The organism is Pseudomonas sp. WS 5412, from assembly GCF_012985615.1.
Lineage (GTDB): Bacteria > Pseudomonadota > Gammaproteobacteria > Pseudomonadales > Pseudomonadaceae > Aquipseudomonas > Aquipseudomonas shahriarae.
Genome location: NZ_JAARMB010000007.1, coordinates 71,425 through 90,239, shown reverse-complemented (window position 1 = coordinate 90,239; position 18,815 = coordinate 71,425). Strand labels below are relative to the sequence as shown.

Genomic DNA, 18,815 nt, shown 5'->3' with positions numbered 1-18,815 from the left:
GACGATCAAAGGGTGGGAGCTGGCTTGCCTGCGATGGCATCACCGCGGTGTGCCTGTGGGGCCGAGTTGCCCGCATCGCGAGCACGCTCGCTCCCACATAAAGCTCAGCGGTTGGCGCGCAGGCCCTCGACAAACCCGGCAATCCGCTGGCAAGCGTCTTTGAGGGTGTCGTCGGCGACGGTAAAGGAGATGCGCACAAAGCCTTCGGCACTGGCGCCAAACGCCTGGGCATCGAGCACCGACACCCCGGTGGCGCGGAACAGCTGCCAGGCAAAGTCCATGCTCGACAGCCCGGTGCGGCGCACGTCCACCAGCATAAACATGCCGGCCTGTGGCACCCGGCAATCAAGGTCGGCGATGCCACCCAGGCCGGCCACCACCAGGTCGCGCCGGCGGCGATACACCGTGCGCGCGTCGCTCACCACCTCGTCATCCAGCTCCAGGGCCTTGATCGCCGCTTCCTGGATAAACCCGGGCAAGCCATAGAGCATGCACAGCAGCAGGTTATCCAGGTGGCCGACCAACGCGGTCGGGGCCACCACCCAGCCCACGCGCCAGCCGGTCATGGCGTGGGTTTTCGACAGGCTGTTGAGCACCACGGTGCGCTCGGCCATGCCTGGCAGCGAGGCAATGCTCAGGTGCGGCTGGTCGTAAGTGATCTGGCCGTAGACCTCATCGGAAATCACCCACAGGTCGTGCTCACGGGCGACTTCGGCCACCCACTCCAGCTCTTCACGGCTGTAGACGTTCCCGGTGGGGTTGCACGGCGTGGCCAGGGCAATGCCCCGGGTCTTGGCGGTAATGGCTTTTTCCAGGGCCGCGCGGGTCAGGCGAAAGCCGTTGGCTGCCGGTTGCTCGATGGTCGCGATGCGCGCCCCGGAAGCGTGGATGCACGCCTCATAGGTCAGGTACATCGGCTCCGGCACCAGCACTTCGTCGCCATGGCTGAACAGGCACAGCGAGGTGGCGAACAGGCCGTTTTGCGCACCGGCCACCAGGGCCACGTTATCGGCGTGTACGGCGATGCCTTGCAGACGGCTTTGCTTGGCCGCAATCGCCTCGCGCAGGGCCGGTCGGCCGAGGACATGGGTGTAGTGAGTGTCGCCGGCGCGCAGGGCGTCGACGGCGGTTTCGCAAATGGCACTGGCGGTGGCGAAGTCGGGATCGCCGACGCTCAACACAATCACATCTTCGCCACGGCCACGGGCTTCGACGGCCGCGTAGTGAATATCCCAGGCGCTGACGGACTCGCCACTAATGCGCTCGACAAACGGTGAATAACGCATCCTTGTTCTCCTAAAATTGATTCAAGCCTGGCGCTGCGGGACTTTGCCCCAGCGCGAGAAGACGTGTTCGATCACGAACGCCAGGACAATGTAGATCACCGCCACGGCCAACAGTGGTTCATACACCCGCAGCGTCTGCGCCCGCACCAGGTTGGCGGCGCCGAGCAGGTCGGTGACGGCCACGGTGGAGGCCAGGGCGGTCGCCTTGAGCAGCAACACGGTCTCGCCCACCAGGGTCGGCTTCACCAGCTCCAGGGCCCGTGGCAACCAGACCCGGCGCAGCACCATCAGGCGCTTCATGCCAAACGCCCGCGCCGCTTCCAGCTCGCCCCGTGGCACCGCACGCAGGGCGCCGCGCAGCACTTCGCCGACATACGCGCCGACACACAGAATCAGGGCCAGGGCCACGTACCAGAAGCCTTCACGCAAGTACGGCCAGAGGAAGCTGCCGCGAATCAGCGGGTAGCTGGCAAACACGCTGCCCACGCCGTAATACAGGATGTAGATCTGCACCAGCAGCGGCGTGCCTCGGAACACCGCGGTATAGGCGCGCAACGGCCCACTGATCAGCGGGTTGGACGACAAGCGCCCCAAGGCCACCAGCACCGCCAGCAAAAAGCCAAACACCCCGGACAAGGCCAGCAACTTCAGGGTGATACCCAGGCCGTGCAGCAGCTCGTTGCCAAAACTGTTGATCCATGAAAAGTCCATCGGCTGCGCTCCTTAGTGCTGCGGCATCCAGCGGTTGATCCGTCGCTCGAACACCCGGAAGGCGCCGTTGGAAATCAGGGTGATGATGAAATACACCGCCGCCACCGCCAGGTAGAACACCAGATAATGCTTGGTGGAGCCGGCCGCCTGTTTGCCCACCGAGAGCAACTCGCTGTAGCCGACGATGCTGATCAGCGCGCTGTCCTTGACCAGCACCAGCCACAGGTTCGACAGGCCGGCCATGGCAAACGGCAACATGCTCGGCAGCAACACCCGGCGCACCAGCAGCCAGCGCTCGATGCCAAAGGCCCGCGCCGCTTCCAGCTGGCCGACGGGAATGGCCTGGATCGCGCCGCGAATGATCTCCGCGGAGTACGCGCCCTGAACGATGCCCAGCACCAGCACGGCGGCGATAAAACCGTTGACCGTCACGCTGTCGCGGCCCATGGCGGCCATCGCCATATTCAGCAGGTCGGTGCCGGCGTAATACAGCAGCAAAATCAGCAGCAGCTCCGGCACCGCGCGGTACAGCGTGGTGTACAGGTTGGCCAGGCGCACCATCCAGCGTGGGCCCTTGAGCTTGATCATGGCCACCAGCAAACCGATGCCCAGGCCCAGCACAAAAGCCCCGGCGGAAATCTGCAAGGTCACCACCGCGCCCTGGAGCAGCGCGTTGAGCCAGCCGTCGGCGACGAACAACTGGGTGAGTTCGGACAAAGAAATCATGGCGCGTTCCGTTGGACGTTATTGCGCGGAAATATCGACGCTGAAATAGCGGCTGCGAATTTTGTCGTAGGTGCCGTCGGCCTTGATCGCCGCCAACGCGGTGTTGAGCTGCTCGCGCAGGCTGTCGTCGCCCTTGCGCACGGCGGCACCGATACCGGAACCGAACAACGGGTCTTTGGGCGCCAGGCCCTTGTCAGCCAGGCCACTGCCGGCATTGGACTTGAGCATCGGCTCGATGGTCAGCGCGTCGGCCAGCATCACGTCGATACGCCCGCTTTGCAGGTCGGCGGTCATGTCGTCCTGGGTGTTGTAGTAGCGCAGGGTCGAGCCCTTGGCGTAGTAGGCCTTGAGGTAGGTGGCGTTGGAGGTCGAGCCCTGCACACCAATCAACTTGCCCTTGAGACCTTCGGGGGTGGTGACCAGGTCCAGGCTTTTGTCGGCGACCCACATGGCCGGGGTCTGGTAGTAGGGGGCGGTAAAGGCAATGACCTTTTCGCGCTCTTCGGTGATGCTCAGGGAGTTGAGGATCACGTCGATCTGGCTCGATTGCAGTGCCGGGATCAAACCGTCCCAGGACACTTCCTTGAGCGGGCATTGGGCTTGCAGGCGTTCGCACAGGGCCTTGATCAGGTCTGGTTCGAAACCGCTCCAGGCGCCATTGCCGGCTTTTTCGGAGAACGGCGGGTAGGGTTCCAGGGCGATGCCGAACACTATTTTTTCGGCGGCCACTGCACTGTGGGAAAGCACGGCGAGCACGCAGCCGGCGGCGAGGGATTTCAGAGAGTTATGCATGGCTTGACCCTTTCGAAGTTATTGTTTTGAAGGATGGAAGCGGCAGTTCAAACGCGATTGTCCTGGGCCATGACGAACTGGCGGCAACGCTCGCTGGTGGGGTTCTGGAAGACTTGCTGGGGCGTGCCTTCTTCTTCAACCAATCCCTGGTGCAAAAACATGACCTTGCTCGATACATCCCGGGCAAACGCCATTTCGTGGGTGACGAGGATCATGGTGCGGCCTTCTTCGGCGATGCCCTGGATCACCTTCAGCACTTCGCCGACCAACTCCGGGTCGAGGGCCGAGGTGGGTTCATCCATCAGCAATACGCGCGGGCGCATGGCCAGGGCGCGGGCGATGGCCACGCGCTGTTGCTGACCACCGGAGAGGAAGGCCGGGAAGGTATCGCGCTTGCTCGCCAGGCCGACTTTTTCCAGCAGGTGCTCGGCGTGGGCGATGGCGTCCTTGCGGTCTTCACCCAGCACATACACCGGTGCTTCGATGACATTTTCCAGCACGGTGCGGTGGGGCCACAGGTTGAAGCTCTGGAACACCATGCCCAGTTGCGTGCGCAGGCGTGCCACCTGGTCGGGATCGGCGATCAGCGGGTTGCCGGCGCGGTCCTTTTTCAGGCGCACTTCTTCGCCATTGATGCGCAGGCTGCCGCTGCACGGGATCTCCAGCAGGTTGATGCAACGCAGCAGGGTGCTTTTGCCCGAACCGCTGGAGCCGATCAGCGACACCACATCGCCTTCGTTGGCGCGCAGGGAAATGCCTTTGAGAACATGGTGCGCGGCATAGCTCTTGTGCAGAGCATCAATGGCGACCACCGGGGTGACTGGGTTCAAGGGTTATCCCTCTTTATTTTTGTAGATGAGGCAGTTTTCTGCAGGAGCCGGCTCCTGCGCAAAGCTGCACAGGCATGCAGTGATGAGGATCGAGAATAGCCACTGGCCACATGAGGTCAATCGAGCATTTTTCGCTCGATATTGAAATTTAATTCAACTGTCCCGCTCGCCGGTGGCTATGTCTGACGGCTGATTCCGGCTATGGTGCGGGTATCTTCGAGCAGGTGAACATCCATGCGTTACCCCTCCATGACCGCCTTGCGGGCGCTGGACGCGGTGGCCCGGCTGGGCAGCGTGTCCGAGGCAGCCGCCGAGCTGAACCTCACCCCCAGCGCCATCAGCCACCAGATCAAGAGCCTGGAACAGACCCTGGGGTTTGCCCTGACCGAGCGCACCGGGCGCAACATCCGCATCACCTGGCAGGGCGAGCGCTATGCCCGGGATATCCATGGGCTGCTGGCCAATATCCTTGAAGCCGGGCAGCGTTTCGATGGCCAGCAGGTCAGCGGGCGCCTGTGTATCAGCAGCCCGGCGGGGTTTGCCACCTATTGGCTGTGCACCCATATCGCCGACTTCCAGGCACTTTATCCACAGGTCGAACTGCACCTGATATCACCGCGCACCCCGGACGACACCAGCGACCACGGCGCCGACCTGTTTATCGCCTACGGCATGGGCGACTGGCCTAACCAGCATGTGCAGAAAATCGTTTCGCTGCGTTATTTCCCGGTGTGCAGCCCGCGCCTGGTCAACACCATGGGCGGCCTGAAGAACCCGGAACACCTGGCCGGCGCACCGCTGCTGCATATGATCGACTACTCCGACTGGCGCGTATGGCTGGCCGCCGCCGGGGCGCCGAATGTGGATGTGCAGCGCGGCATCGTGTTTGCCGATGCGCACTTTGTGCAGTCGGCGTGCATCGCCGGCCAGGGCATCGCCATGGGCGACAACCTGATCAGCGGCGAGGCCCTGGCCCGGGGCTTGCTGGTGCGTCCGTTCGAGACCGAGATCGAATCCAACCGTGGTTATTACCTGGTGGCCGATCATCAGAAAGTCGAGCGCCCGGTGGTGCAGGCGTTTGGCGAGTGGGTGAAGTCGCAGCTGGGCGGTGGGCTGTAGTGCGCGGCAATCCGTGAATTTTTTTTGCCAATGGTCGGCAAATTTTTTGCTTGTCCGCCCTCGGAGCGCCCCCTAAGGTCTGACCAATCGACACAGAACAATAAGAAGGAAATGAGCAATGACCACCTGTGCCCAGTCCCTGGTTCGCCTGCTGGAAGGTTATGGGGTAGATACCGTGTTCGGCATCCCCGGTGTGCACACCGTCGAGCTCTATCGCGGCCTGCATGGCAGCCGTCTGCGGCATGTCAGCCCGCGCCATGAGCAGGGCGCCGGGTTTATGGCCGACGGCTACGCCCGCGCCAGTGGCAAGCCGGGCGTGTGTTTCATCATTACCGGCCCCGGCATGACCAATATTCTGACCGCCATGGGCCAGGCCTATGCCGACTCGGTGCCGATGCTGGTGATATCCACCACCAACCGCCGCGAACATCTGCGCCTGGGCCACGGGCATCTGCACGAGCTGCCGGACCAGCGGGCGATGGTCGCCGGTGTGTGTGCCTTCAGCCATACCCTGCAATCACCGGAGCAATTGCCGGAACTGCTGGCCCGCGCCTTCGCGGTGTTCAAGTGCGCGCGCCCGCGCCCGGTGCATCTGGAAATCCCCCTGGATGTGCTGGAGATGCCGGCCATCGACCTCAACCTGATGCCTCGCAGCCTGCCCGGCGCCCCGGCTCCGGCGCCGGCCTCGCTGCGGGCGGCGCTGAGCCTGCTCAATGAAGCGCGGCGGCCGCTGATCCTCGCCGGCGGCGGTGCCCGTGATTGCGCTGAGGTGTTGCAGCAACTGGCCGAACGCCTGCAAGCGCCGGTGGCCCTGACCACCAATGCCCGTGGCCTGCTGCCCATGGGTCACCCGCTGTTGCTGGATGGTGTGCAGTCGTCCAGGCATGGCCGCTCGTTGTTTGACGAGGCCGATGTGATCCTCGCCGTGGGCACTGAATTGGGAGAAACCGACTACGACTTCTTCGGCCTTGGCCCACTGAAATTCAAGGCACCGCTGATCCGCCTGGATATCGACCCGATGCAAGTCATGGGCGTGCAACGCGCCCATGTCGGGCTGCTGGGCGATGCCCGCGAAGGCTTGCAGGCGTTGCTGGCTGCGGTCAGCCCGCCAGCGCCGAGCGGGCGTTGGGCACAGGACAGCGTGCAGCGCGTCAACCGTCTGGAACGCGAGAGCTGGAACGCCAAGCAACAGGGGCTGCAAGGCTTGCTGGACCTGCTGCGCGACAGCCTGGTCGACCCGCTGATCGTTGGCGATTCGACCCAGCCGGTGTACCAGGGCGCGGTGGGCTACCAAGCGCCGGCGGCCAACAGTTGGTTCAACGCCGGCACCGGCTACGGCACCCTCGGCTACGGATTGCCAGCGGCGATCGGTGCCAAGCTGGCCAAGCCTGAACGGCCAGTGGTGGCACTGGTCGGCGATGGCGGCCTGCAGTTTGCCAGCAACGAACTGATCGCGGCCCGTGAGGCCGGCATCGGTGTGATCCTGGTGGTGTGGAATAACCAGTGCTACGGCGAGATCCGGGACTATATGCAGGCCCGGGAAATCGCGCCGCTGGGGGTGGATATCCTGACCCCGGACTTTGCCGCGATGGCCCGCAGCTGCCACGTCGCCTATCACACGGCCGACACGCCACAGGCCTTGCACGGGTTGTTGCAAACCCTGGTCGATAGCCGTCAACCGGTGATGATCGAGCTCGACGCCGCGCACTACCTGCAAAACGCCTGAACCGCCCTCGGCCTGATCCATATCAACGGGCTCCCCTCGAAAATCCGCTACAACAAACCGGGGCTTACAAAGCCCCGGTTGTCCGCCTGATGACCTCATAAAAACGCAGACAAACCTGTACCCAGGGGCCAACCCCCAGGCCAGGTTATTAAAGGAATAATGCGATGGCCCTTTCTCTGTCACGTTTGGCCTGGATGGGGGCGACGCTGTGTCTTGCGCTTCCCCTGCACGCCAACGAACCCGCCAAACCCGATACCGAACTGATTGCCCAGGGCAAATACGTTGCCCAACTGGGTGACTGCATCGCCTGCCACACCGCCAAGCAAGGCCCCGAGATGGCGGGTGGCCTGGAGCTGAGCACGCCCATGGGCATCATCTACTCCAGCAACATCACCCCGGACCGCGAGACCGGGATTGGTGCCTATACCTTCGAACAGTTCGACCGTGTGATGCGTGAAGGCGTGACGCCGGCGGGTATGAACCTGTACCCGGCGATGCCGTATCCGTCCTACGCGAAGATGAGCGAAGAGGACATGCGTGCCTTGTTCGCCTACCTGATGCACGCCGTCGAGCCGGTGAAACAGGCCAACCTCGAAGCCGACATGGGCTTCCCGTTCAACCAGCGCTGGGGCCTGGCGTTGTGGAATTTCATGTTCCTCGACAAGCAACCGTTCCAGCCCGACCCGGCCCGGGATGCCGTGCTCAACCGGGGCGCCTATCTGGTCCAGGGCCTCGGCCACTGTGGCTCGTGCCACACCCCGCGCGGTATCGCCTTCCAGGAAAAAGCCATGAGCGACGCCGGCAGCAGCGGCGAGCATTACCTGGGCGGGGAAACCGTCGAGCATTGGCGCGCCTTGAGCCTGCGCAACCTATGGACGGTGCAAGACACCGTGCAACTGCTCAAGACCGGGCAGAACCGCTTTGCCACGGTATCGGGCAACATGGTGGACGTGATCCGGCACAGCACCCAGCACTTCACGGATGCTGACCTGACGGCCATTGCGACCTATCTCAAATCCCTGCCACCGGGCAAGGATGACCTGCCGATGCCGGCCGTCGCCAAAGGCCCGGCCGAACTGCCCAAGGACTTGTTCACCAGCCGTGGCGGTTTGGGCTATATGCAGTTCTGCAGCGATTGCCACCGCAGCGATGGCGCGGGCGTGAAGGGCCTGTTCCCGGCATTGGCCGGCAACACCGGCGTGGTTGCCAGCAACCCGACCTCGTTGCTGCACATCACCCTGACCGGTTGGGAAACCGCCGAGACCGCCGCCCATCCACGGGTCTACACCATGCCGGGCTTTGCCAGGCTTGCGAACAACGAAGTGGCGGAAATCCTCACCTTTGTGCGCACACGCTGGGGCAACGAAGGCACGCCGATCAGCACCGCCCAGGTGAAGAAAATGCGTGACCAACTCAACCCGGTGAGCACCGACTCCTCGGCGTTCGAGACGCCGCGCCTGGCCAACCTGCTGGCAGCATCCAATGCCGATCAAGTGGTCCGCGGCATGCGCCTGCACCTGCAGACCAAGGAACTGCTGCCAGACAATGTCGGCAACGCGCTGAACTGCACCAGTTGCCATCTCAACGCTGGCACCGTGGCGGATGGCTCGCCGTTTGTGGGCGTGTCGGCCTTCTTCCCCAGCTACGCCCCACGTGCCGGCAAGGTGGTGAGCCTGGAGGAGCGCATCAACGGCTGCTTCCGCCGCTCGATGAACGGCAAGCCAATACCGCCTCAATCGGCGGATATGCAGGCGATGGTGGCGTACTTCGACTGGATGAAAAACAACACCAAGCCCGAGGATAAAGTCCCTGGCCGTGGTGTCGGCAAGATCGACCCGGCCATCAAGCCCGACCTGGCCAATGGCGAGCAGGTCTACGCCAAGCAATGCGCGGTGTGCCACGGCAGCGACGGCGAGGGCCTGGCCCGTGCCGACGGCAGCCTGGTGTACCCACCGTTGTGGGGCGACCAGTCCTTCAACATCGGCGCTGGCATGGCCCGCACCTACACGGCGGCCGCGTTCGTCAAACGCAATATGCCGATCGGCTTCCACGAGAAATTCCCGTTGGGCCAGGGCGGCTTGTCGGACCAGGAAGCGGTAGACGTTGCCGCCTACTTCTCGCAAAAGCCACGCCCGGACTTCCCGGACAAGGTGAAGGACTGGCCGAACGGCGGTAAGCCGGTGGACGCGCGTTACTGACCTCAACCCTGTAGGGGCCGACTTGTCGGCTCCTACAGCGCCAGCCTGAATCCCCGGCTCATCCGTATACCCAGGACGTTGGCCAATGTCGGCCATTGGCGATCCGGCAGGTGGCCGTCGTATTGGACGTACGCCGCCCAATGTTCTGCCTGGAGCAATCAGTATCCGTTGCCAATCGACACCTTTGGCGGCGATATGGGCTATGTCCGGTTCCAAACCCAGTACCTGCAGCACAGACAGGCCGAGGGTGACACCCGCAGCGCCTCGCTCCAGAGCCCGCTGGGTCATCTGCGACATGCCGGCGCGTCGAGCTGTGCCAGGCATTTCTCCAGAATATCCAAGCCTTCCTCCAACACCGCCGGCTCGATGGTCAGCGGGGCCAGTAAGCGGATGATATGCCGGGCCTTGCCGCTGGGCATCAGCAGCAATCCTGCGTCGCGGGCCAGGTTCAGCAGTTGTTGGAGTTGGGCGCTGGCTGGGCTGCCGTCGGGGTTGACCAACTCGATACCGCGCATGGCGCCGACGCCGGTCAGGCGGCCGAGGTAGGGCGAGATTTTTTTCGCCTGCCAGGCGGCATGACGCCGGGTGATCGCGGCTTCCTGTTGTTCGCCCCAGGTTTGCAGGTGTTCGTCGCTCATCACATCCAGGGTGGCCAGGGCGGCCGCGCAGGCGATCGGGTTGCCGGAATAGGTGCCGCCCAGGCCGCCTTTGGGCAGGTTGTCCAGCAAGGCCTTACGCCCGACCACCGCGCCCAGGGGCACGCCGCCGGCGATGCTTTTGCCCAGCAGGATCAGGTCGGGTTCGATGCCCAGGCGTGAGAAGGCGAAACGCTGGCCAGTGCGGCCAAAGCCGGATTGGATTTCGTCGGCGATCAGCAGGATGCCGTGTTCATCGCACAGGCGCCGCAGGGCTCTGGCGAAGGGAATGTCGAGGGCCAGGAAACCGGCTTCGCCCTGCACCGGTTCGAGGATGAAACAGGCCACGTCGGCGATATCGATTTCGACGCTGAACAGGCGCTCCATGGCTTTGAGTGCATCGTCTGTGGTCACGCCATTGTCTGCGCTGGGGTAGGGCAGGTGATAAACCGGGCCGGGTAGCACGCCGACTTTTTGCTTGTAGGGCGCCACCTTGCCGTTGAGGTTGAGGGTGGCCAGGGTGCGCCCGTGGAAGCCGCCGTCAAAAGCAATCACGGCGGTGCGGCCGGTGGCGCCACGGACGATCTTCAGTGCGTTCTCGGCGGCTTCGGCGCCGCTGTTGGTGAGCATGCCGCTGACCGGGTAAGCCACCGGGATAAAGGCGCTGAGGCGCTCCATCAACTGGATATAGGGCGCGTGCGGCGCGGCGTTGAAGGCGTAATGGGTGAGCCGGGTAGCCTGCTCGCGAATTGCCTCGACCACAGTCGGGTGGCAATGGCCGAGGTTGAGCACGCCAATGCCGCCGACAAAGTCGATATAGCGCTTGCCCTCGGTGTCCCAGACTTCGGCGTTGCGCCCGTGGCTCAGGCAGATGGGATGGACGATGGAAATCGACTGGCTGATGGTTTCGTGGCTCATGGATCACGGGCTCGCAAAGGGGCGGTTTGCGCCTATCTAAGCCGCGAGCGCGGTGGCCCGGCAAACGAAATAAAGTCGCCGGGTCATTCGCAAAAATCGGGATGTGGCAATGGCTTTGCGGTGGGAGTGGGCTTGCCCGCGATGGTGGTGTATCAGTCAGCAGATGGGTTGGTTGATTTGGTTGTTGGGGATGTGTACATATCCGTTGCTGCGGTCACGGCCACTTAGGGTTCCGCCCTTACGGCGGCTCACTTTGGAAAGCCCCAAAGTAAGCAAAGGGCTCTTGCCCCACCACTCGGTGCCTCGCCTAGGCTCGGCATGCCCGCAGTCAGGCATTGCTCCGTGGGCCCGCCGCGATCGGCCATCCATGGCCGTGTCGCGGCTACCCCGGCATCCATGCCGGGGTGCCCACTGCGCAATACCTGCCTGCGGCCATCGTGGTTTAACGGGGCGCCTGAGATCAAGATCAAAAGCCAGATCAAAAGCAAAGCAACAGCAGAGCCAGAGCGCGAAGCTGCATTCCCCCTGTGGGAGCAGGCAAGCCAGCTCCCACAGGTATATGCGTACATCTCGACGATCAGGTCGGCTGTCAGGCCGCCTCGCTTTGCTTTTGATCTGAGGCGCCCCGTTAAACCACGCTGGCCGTCATCCGATATTGATTTGGGGGGTAAACCGGCAGGACGCCGGGTTAGCCGCGCTGGGCCATGGATGGCCCATCGCGGCGGCCCCCCAAATCAATGTCGGATGACGGGCACACCGAGCCTGGGCGAGGTGCCGAGTGGTGGGGCAAGAGCCCTTTGCTTACTTTGGGGCTTTCCAAAGTGAGCCGCCGTAAGGGCGGAACCCTAAGTGGCCATGACCGCAGCAACGGATATGTACACAAACCTAAGAATCACTAAAGAGACGTGTAGCTCATCGCAGGCAAGCCAGCGATGGTGCCCTGAAAACCAACCAATCACCCGCGTCGGGCAGCACGCTCGCGCAGATACTCCACCACCGCGCCCTGCTCCCCGGAAAACTCGATCCGGGCGCCCTTCTTCTCACGCTGGAACGCGTACATCGGGTCGTAGTATTCACGCAGCCCGACAATCCACCCGCGATGCAAATCCACGTTCCCCGAGCGAGCCTGCTCGGCCAGGGCGTCCTGCATCAGCCCGTGCAAGCGCTGGTAGCGCTCCCCACCCAGACGCTTGTGGATATTGGCCAGGCTCTGCACCAGGCGCTCGGCGAACAGGCTGAAGCCCGCTTCACCAAACTCTGCGTTGAACTGCGCGCACAGGTCGATCACATAGTCGCGCAAGACCCGCTCGACGCGGTTTTCCAGGCTCTCTTCCAGCCACACCATCGGGTACGCCTGCATGCCCCGGTGCAGGTTCAGCGGCAAAGCGCAGCTACCGATCATGCGGCTTTCGTCCTCAAGCACAAACTGCTCGATGCCCCGCGCGCGCTTTTTCAGTACGTCCACCGCCAGGCGGTTTTCAAAGTCGATATTCGACGGCTGGCCCGTGGCCCACTTGCCAAAGCTGGAGCCCCGGTGGTTGGCGTAGCCTTCCAGGTCCAGGCCATTGCGCAGTTGCTGGAGCACTTCGGTCTTGCCGCTGCCGGTCAGGCCACCCAGCAGGACGAAATCGCACTGTTCCACAGCCTGGTCCACGGTCTCCAGCAAGAAGGTACGCATAGCCTTGTAGCCACCGCCGACCCGGGGATAGTCGATCCCCGCTTCGTCCTTGAGCACCTTCTGCACCAAGTGCGAGCGCAAGCCGCCACGGAAGCAATACAGGTAACCGTCAGGGTTGGCCTGGGCAAACGCGGTCCAGCGCGCCAGTCGCTCCTGCAGCGTTGCGCCGCTGACCAGTTGGTGCCCCAGCACAATCGCCGCCTGCTGCCCTTGCTGCTTATAGCAAGTGCCCACCCGCTGGCGTTCGTCATCGTTCATCAACGGCAGGTTGACCACGCCGGGGAACGCACCCTTGACGAATTCGACCGGCGCACGGGTATCCATCATCGGCCGGTCGTTAAGAAAGATATCGCGGTAATCGGTGATGTCGATGGGCATCAAGACACCTCTACCGCGTGGCTCTGTCGCTCGACCAACTGGCCAATGGGCGCAAGGTTCAGCCCCAGTTCGGCCGCTGCCGCGAGAAACTCGGCTTCGCCCTCAGGCGTGACCGCCACCAGCAGCCCGCCACTGGTTTGCGGGTCGCACAGCACGCGCTTGTGCAACTCATTGATACGGCCCAGTTGGCGCGAGTAACTGTCGAAGTTGCGCAACGTACCGCCAGGCACACAACCCTGGTCCAGGTAGTATTCGACCCCTGGCAGGCGTGGGACTTTTTCGTATTCGATAAGCGCGGTCAAACCGCTGCCGTCAGCCATTTCCACGAGGTGCCCGAGCAGGCCGAAACCGGTCACGTCGGTCATGGCGCTGACCCCGGCCAGCTTGCCAAAGCGGCTGCCGGGCTTGTTGAGGGTGCACATCCAGTCCCGCGCCAGGCCGATATCGGCTTCCCGCAGCTTGCCCTTCTTCTCGGCGGTGGTAAGGATGCCGATGCCCAGGGGTTTGGTCAGGTACAAGCGGCAACCGGCGGTGGCGGTGTCGTTGCGCTTCATATGACGCTTGTGCACCAGCCCGGTGACGGCCAGGCCGAAGATCGGCTCCGGGGCGTCGATGGAGTGCCCACCGGCCAGGGGAATGCCCGCCGCGTCGCACACTGCACGGCCACCGCGAATCACTTCCCGGGCGATCTCCGGGGCCAGCACATTGACCGGCCAGCCGAGAATCGCGATGGCCATCAACGGATCGCCGCCCATGGCGTAGATATCGCTGATGGCGTTGGTGGCAGCAATGCGCCCGAAATCGAAGGGATCGTCGACGATCGGCATGAAAAAGTCCGTGGTGGACACCACCCCGCGCTCGTCATCAATGGCGTACACCGCCGCGTCGTCCCGCGAGGCATTACCCACCCAGAGCTTGGGGTCGAGGTTCTGCGCACCGCTGCCGGCGAGGATCACTTCCAGCACCTGTGGCGAAATCTTGCAGCCGCAACCGGCACCGTGGCTGTACTGGGTCAGGCGAATCGGCTCGTTCATGGTGGACCTCAAACTATCAAGTGCGGGGATTCTAACAGACAGCAAAAGGCCGGCTGGGCTCTTGTGAGCGCAGCCGGCCTTTGGGGTTCAGCGGTTACTGGCGGGCAGCTAGCAAACGCTTGTGGCGATTACGCCGGGCAATGTTCAGGCACTCGATGGCAGCCGAGAAAGCCATGGCCGCGTACACGTAGCCTTTCGGCACATGGGCACCGAAGCCTTCGGCGATCAAGGTCATGCCGATCATGATCAAGAAGCCCAGGGCCAGCATGACCACGGTCGGGTTGTCGTTGATGAACTTGGCCAGGGGTTCAGCCGCCACCAGCATCACGATTACCGAAGTCACCACAGCAATGATCATGATCGGCAAGTGCTCGGTCATACCGACGGCGGTGATGATGCTGTCGATAGAGAACACCAGGTCGAGCAACAGGATCTGCCCGATGGCCGCGGCAAAGCCAATAGCCACGGTATTGCCGACGCTGGTCTTCTCTTCGGGCTCCGGGTCCATGCTGTGGTGGATCTCGGTGGTTGCCTTCCATACCAGGAACAGGCCGCCGGCGATCAGGATCATGTCCTTCCACGAAAACGCCTGGCCGAAGACTTCGAATACCGGCGAGGTCAATTGCACAATAAACGCGATGGTGCTCAACAGGCCCAGGCGCAGTATCAGCGCCATGCTGATGCCGATGCGCCGTGCCTTGGCCCGGTGCTGCTCCGGCAATTTATTGGTGAGGATCGAGATGAAGATCAGGTTGTCGATCCCCAGCACGATTTCCATGACGATCAATGTCGCCAGGGCCACCCAGGCGGTAGGGCTCGCGGCCAGTTGTACAAGATAATCCATAGGTCAGTCCTGACTCGGTATACGGGGAATTAAGCTTCTTTGGAACTTGGCTCAGGCTTGGAGTCCTGATCTTGCTCGTCGTCCTTGGGGGCGATCAAGCCCTGGGTCGCTTCGCTCAACGCCTGTTCGGCGGCTTTATGGGTGTCGTCAATGGCCTGCTTGGCCGCTTCGCTGGCTTTGCCCAGCACCTGCTGCGTGCTTTTCTCGACCTGGTCGCAACCACTGAGCACCACTAATGAAAGCGCAAGCAACGACGCCGCGCCCAGGGAATTGAGTTTCATGATGTATTCCTCGTTAGAACCGTTGGGCCCAAGCATTGGGCCCGCGATAGCGAGGCATTCTAAGGAAGCGAACACTTCAGGAAAATTCGTATTTTTTTCGCTTATACTTCGATTTATACGAAGTAACACTCTGCAACCGAGGCACCTGATGCTCAACTACCGACAACTGCATTACTTCTGGGTGGTCGCCAAGACCGGCAGCATCGTGCGTGCCTGCGAGCAACTTAACCTCACACCGCAGACCATCAGCGGGCAAATCAGCCTGCTGGAGCAGACATTTGGTATCGCACTGTTTCAACGAGTCGGCCGCCAGTTGGAGCTGACCGAGGCCGGGCGCCAGGCCCTGCCCTATGCCGAGCAGATGTTCCAGACCGGCAATGAATTGGAAGCGATGTTGCGCGCCCAGCCCAATGAACAACAGATTGTGTTTCGTGTCGGCGTGGCGGATGTGGTGCCCAAGTCCATCGTCTACCGCCTGATCGCGCCGACCATGGAGCTGAGCGAGCCGCTGCGCATCACCTGCCGCGAAGACAAACTCGAGCGGCTGTTGGCCGACCTGGCGATCCAGCGCCTGGACCTGGTGATCTCCGACAGCCCGATGCCGACCCACCTGGATATCAAGGGCTACAGCCAGAAGCTGGGGGAATGTGGCATCAGCTTCTTCGCCACACAGGCGTTGGCGGACCTGCACGGCGGCGATTTCCCACAATGCCTGCACGGTGCGCCGCTGTTGATTCCTGGTGCAGAAACCGTGGTGCGCAGCCGTTTGCAGCGCTGGTTCGCCGAGCAGCAGATCCGTCCGAAGATTATCGGCGAGTTCGACGACAGCGCCTTGATGCAGGCGTTCGGCCAATCCGGCAGCGGGATTTTTATCGCCCCCAGCGTAATTGCCGAGGAAGTGCTACGCCAATACAGCGTGGCATTGATTGGCCAGACAGACGCGGTCACCGAGTCGTTCTATGCCATCTCGGTGGAGCGCAAGGTCAAGCACCCCGGCATCGTGGCGATTACCGAAGGTGCTCGCCGCGAGCTGTTTACCGCGCTTTAGGCGCAGGCGACCCGGGTCTTGGCGGTCATCAGCCACAGGGCCAGGAGAATCGACAGCAGGATAAACCCCGACGCGGCAAACCCCAGGCTGCCCAGGCCCATGGTGTCGATCACCCGCCCACCGACCATCGCGCCCAGGCCAATGCCCAGGTTGGCCCCGGCAATGTTCAAGGACGCAGCAAATGCCGGCGCATGGGGTGCGGCCTTCATCAACCGCACATGGCTGACCAAAAACAGCGCCGCCTGGGTCACGCCCCAGATCGCCATGGCCGCCGCCAGGCCGAGGGTGGAGTGGATCGCCGGTACCAGCGCTACCATGCCGGCGATCATAAAGCCGCAGAACACCATAGAAGCGATCAGCGGATGCTTGTCGACCATGCGCCCGCCCAGGGAGTTACCGATCAGGCCAACGGCGCCAAAGCCCATCAGGCACCAGCCCACCAGGGTGCCATCGAAGCCGGCCAGGCGCTCCAGAATATCGGCCAGGTAGGTGTAAGCGGTGAACATGCCGCTGAAGACCAGGATCGACAGCAACACGTGGCCCTGCATCAACGGGCTGCGCAGGATCTTGAACTGCGAACGCAGGGTCACCGCGTCCTTTTTCACGGTGGTGGCCGGCAGGTAGATCAACAGCAGCAATGCCTTGAGCATCGCCACCCCGGCGAGGATGCCAAAGGCACTGCGCCAGCCAAACGCATCGGAGATCAGGGTGCCCACCGGGATGCCGAAGACGGTAGCGCAGACAATCCCGAAACCGATCTTGGCAATCGCCCGGCCAGCGTAGTCCGGCCCGACGATGTCCACTGCCGTTTCACTGGCCAGGGCCCAAAACACCGGCAGCCCCAGAGCGGGAATCAGGCGGGCCACGGCCATCACCCAGATATTCGGCGCCAGGGCCGCCAGGGTATTGGCCGCGCCAAACATCAATAGAATGCTGATAAACAGACGCTTGCGCTCGAAACGCGCGAAATACGCGGTCAGAAACGGCCCGAACGCGGCCACGGTAAAGGCAAACAAAGTCACCAGCAGACCGGCCTGGGACACGCTCACATCCAGGTCGCGAGCGATGGAGGGCAATAGCCCGACAATCACAAATTCGGTGGTCAACACGGTAAAACCGGCTGCGGACAGCAGCAGGATGGGCAACAACATGCACAACTCCAGAAACGGCGACGCCAGCGTTAGCCTTGAGGCCCGCTGACAGAGATATAAGAAGAGGATGGCGAATCTTAACAGAATGTGACCGTGCCACACACGGCCTTGGCGACTGAATGCCGCAGTAAACTGGATATTTCCTACAGCATGTTAGACTTCGCGCCCCGCATAGCGCTGTACACATTAAAAAAACTAGAGACACTCTTATGACTGCTGCTCCCTCACTCTTTCAACGACTTATGCGCCTCAGCCTGGTCACCCAGATTGTCATCGGCCTGACCGCTGGCATCTTGCTGGCCCTGCTGTCGCCCAGTGCGGCCCTGTCCACCGCGTTTATCGGCAAGGTATTTGTCTCGGCGCTCAAGGCCGTGGCGCCAATCCTGGTGTTTGTGCTGGTGATGGCCTCGATTGCCAACCACAAGCATGGCCAGGAAACCCATATCCGGCCGATTCTGTTCCTGTACCTGCTGGGCACCTTTTCGGCGGCGGTGGTCGCGGTCATTGCCAGCACCCTCTTCCCCTCGAACCTGGTGCTCAGCACCCATGACGTGGCCGTCAGCGCCCCCGGCGGGATTGGCGAGGTGATGCAGGGCCTGTTACTCAGCGTGGTGGACAACCCTATCAGCGCTCTGATGAACGCCAATTTCATCGGGATCCTGGCCTGGGCCATCGGCATGGGCATCGCGATCCGCCATGCCGGGGAAACCACCCGAACCGTGCTGGACGACCTGTCCAACGGCGTCACGCTGATCGTGCGCGTGGTGATTCGCTTCGCCCCCCTGGGTATTTTCGGTCTGGTGGCCTCTACCCTGGCCGCTTCCGGCTTCGATGCCTTGCTGGGTTATGCGCACCTGTTGCTGGTGCTGATCGGCTGCATGTTGTTCGTGGCACTGGTGGTCAACCCAGCCATCGTGTTCTGGAAACTGCGCCGCAACCCGTACCCGCTGGTGCTGTTGTGCCTGCGTGAAAGTGGGATCACCGCCTTCTTCACCCGCAGTTCGGCGGCCAATATCCCGGTCAACCTGGCGTTGAGTGAGCGCCTGGGCCTGCATGAAGACACCTATTCGGTGTCGATCCCGTTGGGTGCGACCATCAATATGGCCGGCGCCGCGATCACCATTACCGTGCTGACCCTGGCGGCCGTGCACACCTTGGGCATCGCCGTCGACTTGCCGACCGCCGTGCTGCTCAGCGTGGTTGCAGCGATCTGTGCCTGTGGCGCGTCGGGTGTGGCCGGGGGGTCGCTGTTGCTGATTCCACTGGCGTGCAGCCTGTTCGGCATTCCGAGTGAAATCGCCATGCAAGTGGTGGCCGTAGGCTTCATTATCGGGGTGTTGCAGGATTCGGCGGAAACCGCGCTGAACTCGTCTACCGACGTGTTGTTCACCGCTGCGGCGTGCCTGGGCCAGGAAGACAAGAACCCGGCCTGACACAACCCGGCAAGCAAGTGGGCGCTG

The 18,815-nt window shown here is 62.6% G+C and carries 15 protein-coding genes and 2 pseudogenes; 5 read left to right on the top strand and 12 right to left on the bottom strand.

The genetic code is table 11. The annotated features are described in order from the left end of the window. Nucleotides 1–104 precede the first annotated feature (104 nt). The 5 genes and pseudogenes from HBR94_RS11740 to HBR94_RS11720 all read right to left on the bottom strand — a co-directional run. A complete protein-coding gene (locus HBR94_RS11740; RefSeq protein WP_057960592.1) occupies nt 105–1,286 on the bottom strand; it encodes an aminotransferase class I/II-fold pyridoxal phosphate-dependent enzyme in 1,182 nt (393 codons plus the stop codon). A 21-nt stretch (nt 1,287–1,307) separates the two neighbouring features. Beyond that, nucleotides 1,308–1,997 carry an ABC transporter permease subunit gene (locus tag HBR94_RS11735; RefSeq protein ID WP_057437876.1) on the bottom strand — a complete coding sequence of 230 codons (690 nt, stop codon included), beginning with the start codon at nt 1,995–1,997 and terminating at the stop codon, nt 1,308–1,310. A 12-nt stretch (nt 1,998–2,009) separates the two neighbouring features. Beyond that, nucleotides 2,010–2,723 (bottom strand): ABC transporter permease subunit, encoded by a 714-nt coding sequence (locus tag HBR94_RS11730; protein ID WP_057437878.1) that lies wholly within the window; start codon nt 2,721–2,723, stop codon nt 2,010–2,012. 18 nt (nt 2,724–2,741) lie between these two features. Next, on the bottom strand, nt 2,742–3,515 hold the full coding sequence (locus HBR94_RS11725; RefSeq protein WP_120731709.1) for a transporter substrate-binding domain-containing protein: 774 nt from the start codon (nt 3,513–3,515) through the stop codon (nt 2,742–2,744). A 47-nt stretch (nt 3,516–3,562) separates the two neighbouring features. After that, nucleotides 3,563–4,327, bottom strand: a pseudogene (locus tag HBR94_RS11720) (ATP-binding cassette domain-containing protein); the annotation flags it as partial. 252 nt (nt 4,328–4,579) lie between these two features. On the opposite strand from HBR94_RS11720, the gene HBR94_RS11715 reads away from it, so the two are divergent. From HBR94_RS11715 to HBR94_RS11705, 3 genes are all read left to right on the top strand, one after another. Further along, complete coding sequence (locus tag HBR94_RS11715; protein ID WP_057960590.1) at nt 4,580–5,464, top strand: LysR substrate-binding domain-containing protein; 885 nt, start codon at nt 4,580–4,582, stop codon at nt 5,462–5,464. A 118-nt stretch (nt 5,465–5,582) separates the two neighbouring features. After that, nucleotides 5,583–7,190, top strand: a complete 1,608-nt coding sequence (locus HBR94_RS11710) for a 5-guanidino-2-oxopentanoate decarboxylase (protein WP_170044835.1) — start codon at nt 5,583–5,585, stop codon at nt 7,188–7,190. A 164-nt stretch (nt 7,191–7,354) separates the two neighbouring features. Beyond that, nucleotides 7,355–9,388, top strand: a complete 2,034-nt coding sequence (locus HBR94_RS11705) for a c-type cytochrome (RefSeq protein WP_120731713.1) — start codon at nt 7,355–7,357, stop codon at nt 9,386–9,388. A 186-nt stretch (nt 9,389–9,574) separates the two neighbouring features. Here HBR94_RS11705 and HBR94_RS28650 read toward each other — a convergent pair. From HBR94_RS28650 to HBR94_RS11680, 6 genes and pseudogenes are all read right to left on the bottom strand, one after another. After that, nucleotides 9,575–9,700: pseudogene (locus HBR94_RS28650) on the bottom strand (XRE family transcriptional regulator); the annotation flags it as partial. Beyond that, nucleotides 9,673–10,941, bottom strand: coding sequence for an aspartate aminotransferase family protein (locus HBR94_RS11700; protein ID WP_170044834.1), 1,269 nt, complete (start codon nt 10,939–10,941; stop codon nt 9,673–9,675). The pseudogene HBR94_RS28650 and the gene HBR94_RS11700, both read right to left, overlap by 28 nt. Before the next feature lie 955 nt (nt 10,942–11,896). After that, a complete protein-coding gene (gene mnmH / locus HBR94_RS11695) occupies nt 11,897–12,997 on the bottom strand; it encodes a tRNA 2-selenouridine(34) synthase MnmH (protein WP_170044833.1) in 1,101 nt (366 codons plus the stop codon). Next, nucleotides 12,997–14,031: a selenide, water dikinase SelD gene (gene selD, locus HBR94_RS11690; RefSeq protein WP_057439455.1), complete on the bottom strand. Its 1,035-nt coding sequence runs from the start codon at nt 14,029–14,031 to the stop codon at nt 12,997–12,999. Before selD ends, mnmH begins: the two co-directional genes overlap by 1 nt. A 94-nt stretch (nt 14,032–14,125) precedes the next feature. Beyond that, the gene (locus tag HBR94_RS11685; RefSeq protein WP_170044832.1) at nt 14,126–14,875 is read right to left on the bottom strand and encodes a TerC family protein; all 750 of its coding nucleotides are present in this window, start codon (nt 14,873–14,875) and stop codon (nt 14,126–14,128) included. A gap of 29 nt (nt 14,876–14,904) precedes the next feature. Then, nucleotides 14,905–15,156, bottom strand: a complete 252-nt coding sequence (locus HBR94_RS11680; RefSeq protein ID WP_057439457.1) for a hypothetical protein — start codon at nt 15,154–15,156, stop codon at nt 14,905–14,907. Nucleotides 15,157–15,304: 148 nt separating this feature from the next. On the opposite strand from HBR94_RS11680, the gene nhaR reads away from it, so the two are divergent. Then, nucleotides 15,305–16,204, top strand: a complete 900-nt coding sequence (gene nhaR, locus HBR94_RS11675; protein ID WP_170044831.1) for a transcriptional activator NhaR — start codon at nt 15,305–15,307, stop codon at nt 16,202–16,204. Here nhaR and HBR94_RS11670 read toward each other — a convergent pair. Next, nucleotides 16,201–17,355 carry an MFS transporter gene (locus tag HBR94_RS11670; RefSeq protein ID WP_057439459.1) on the bottom strand — a complete coding sequence of 385 codons (1,155 nt, stop codon included), beginning with the start codon at nt 17,353–17,355 and terminating at the stop codon, nt 16,201–16,203. The two genes, nhaR and HBR94_RS11670, sit on opposite strands and share 4 nt — an antisense overlap. 209 nt (nt 17,356–17,564) lie before the next feature. Here HBR94_RS11670 and sstT point away from each other — a divergent pair, with 209 nt between their 5' ends. Continuing rightward, on the top strand, nt 17,565–18,788 hold the full coding sequence (sstT, locus tag HBR94_RS11665; RefSeq protein ID WP_115128545.1) for a serine/threonine transporter SstT: 1,224 nt from the start codon (nt 17,565–17,567) through the stop codon (nt 18,786–18,788). Nucleotides 18,789–18,815: the final 27 nt, after the last annotated feature.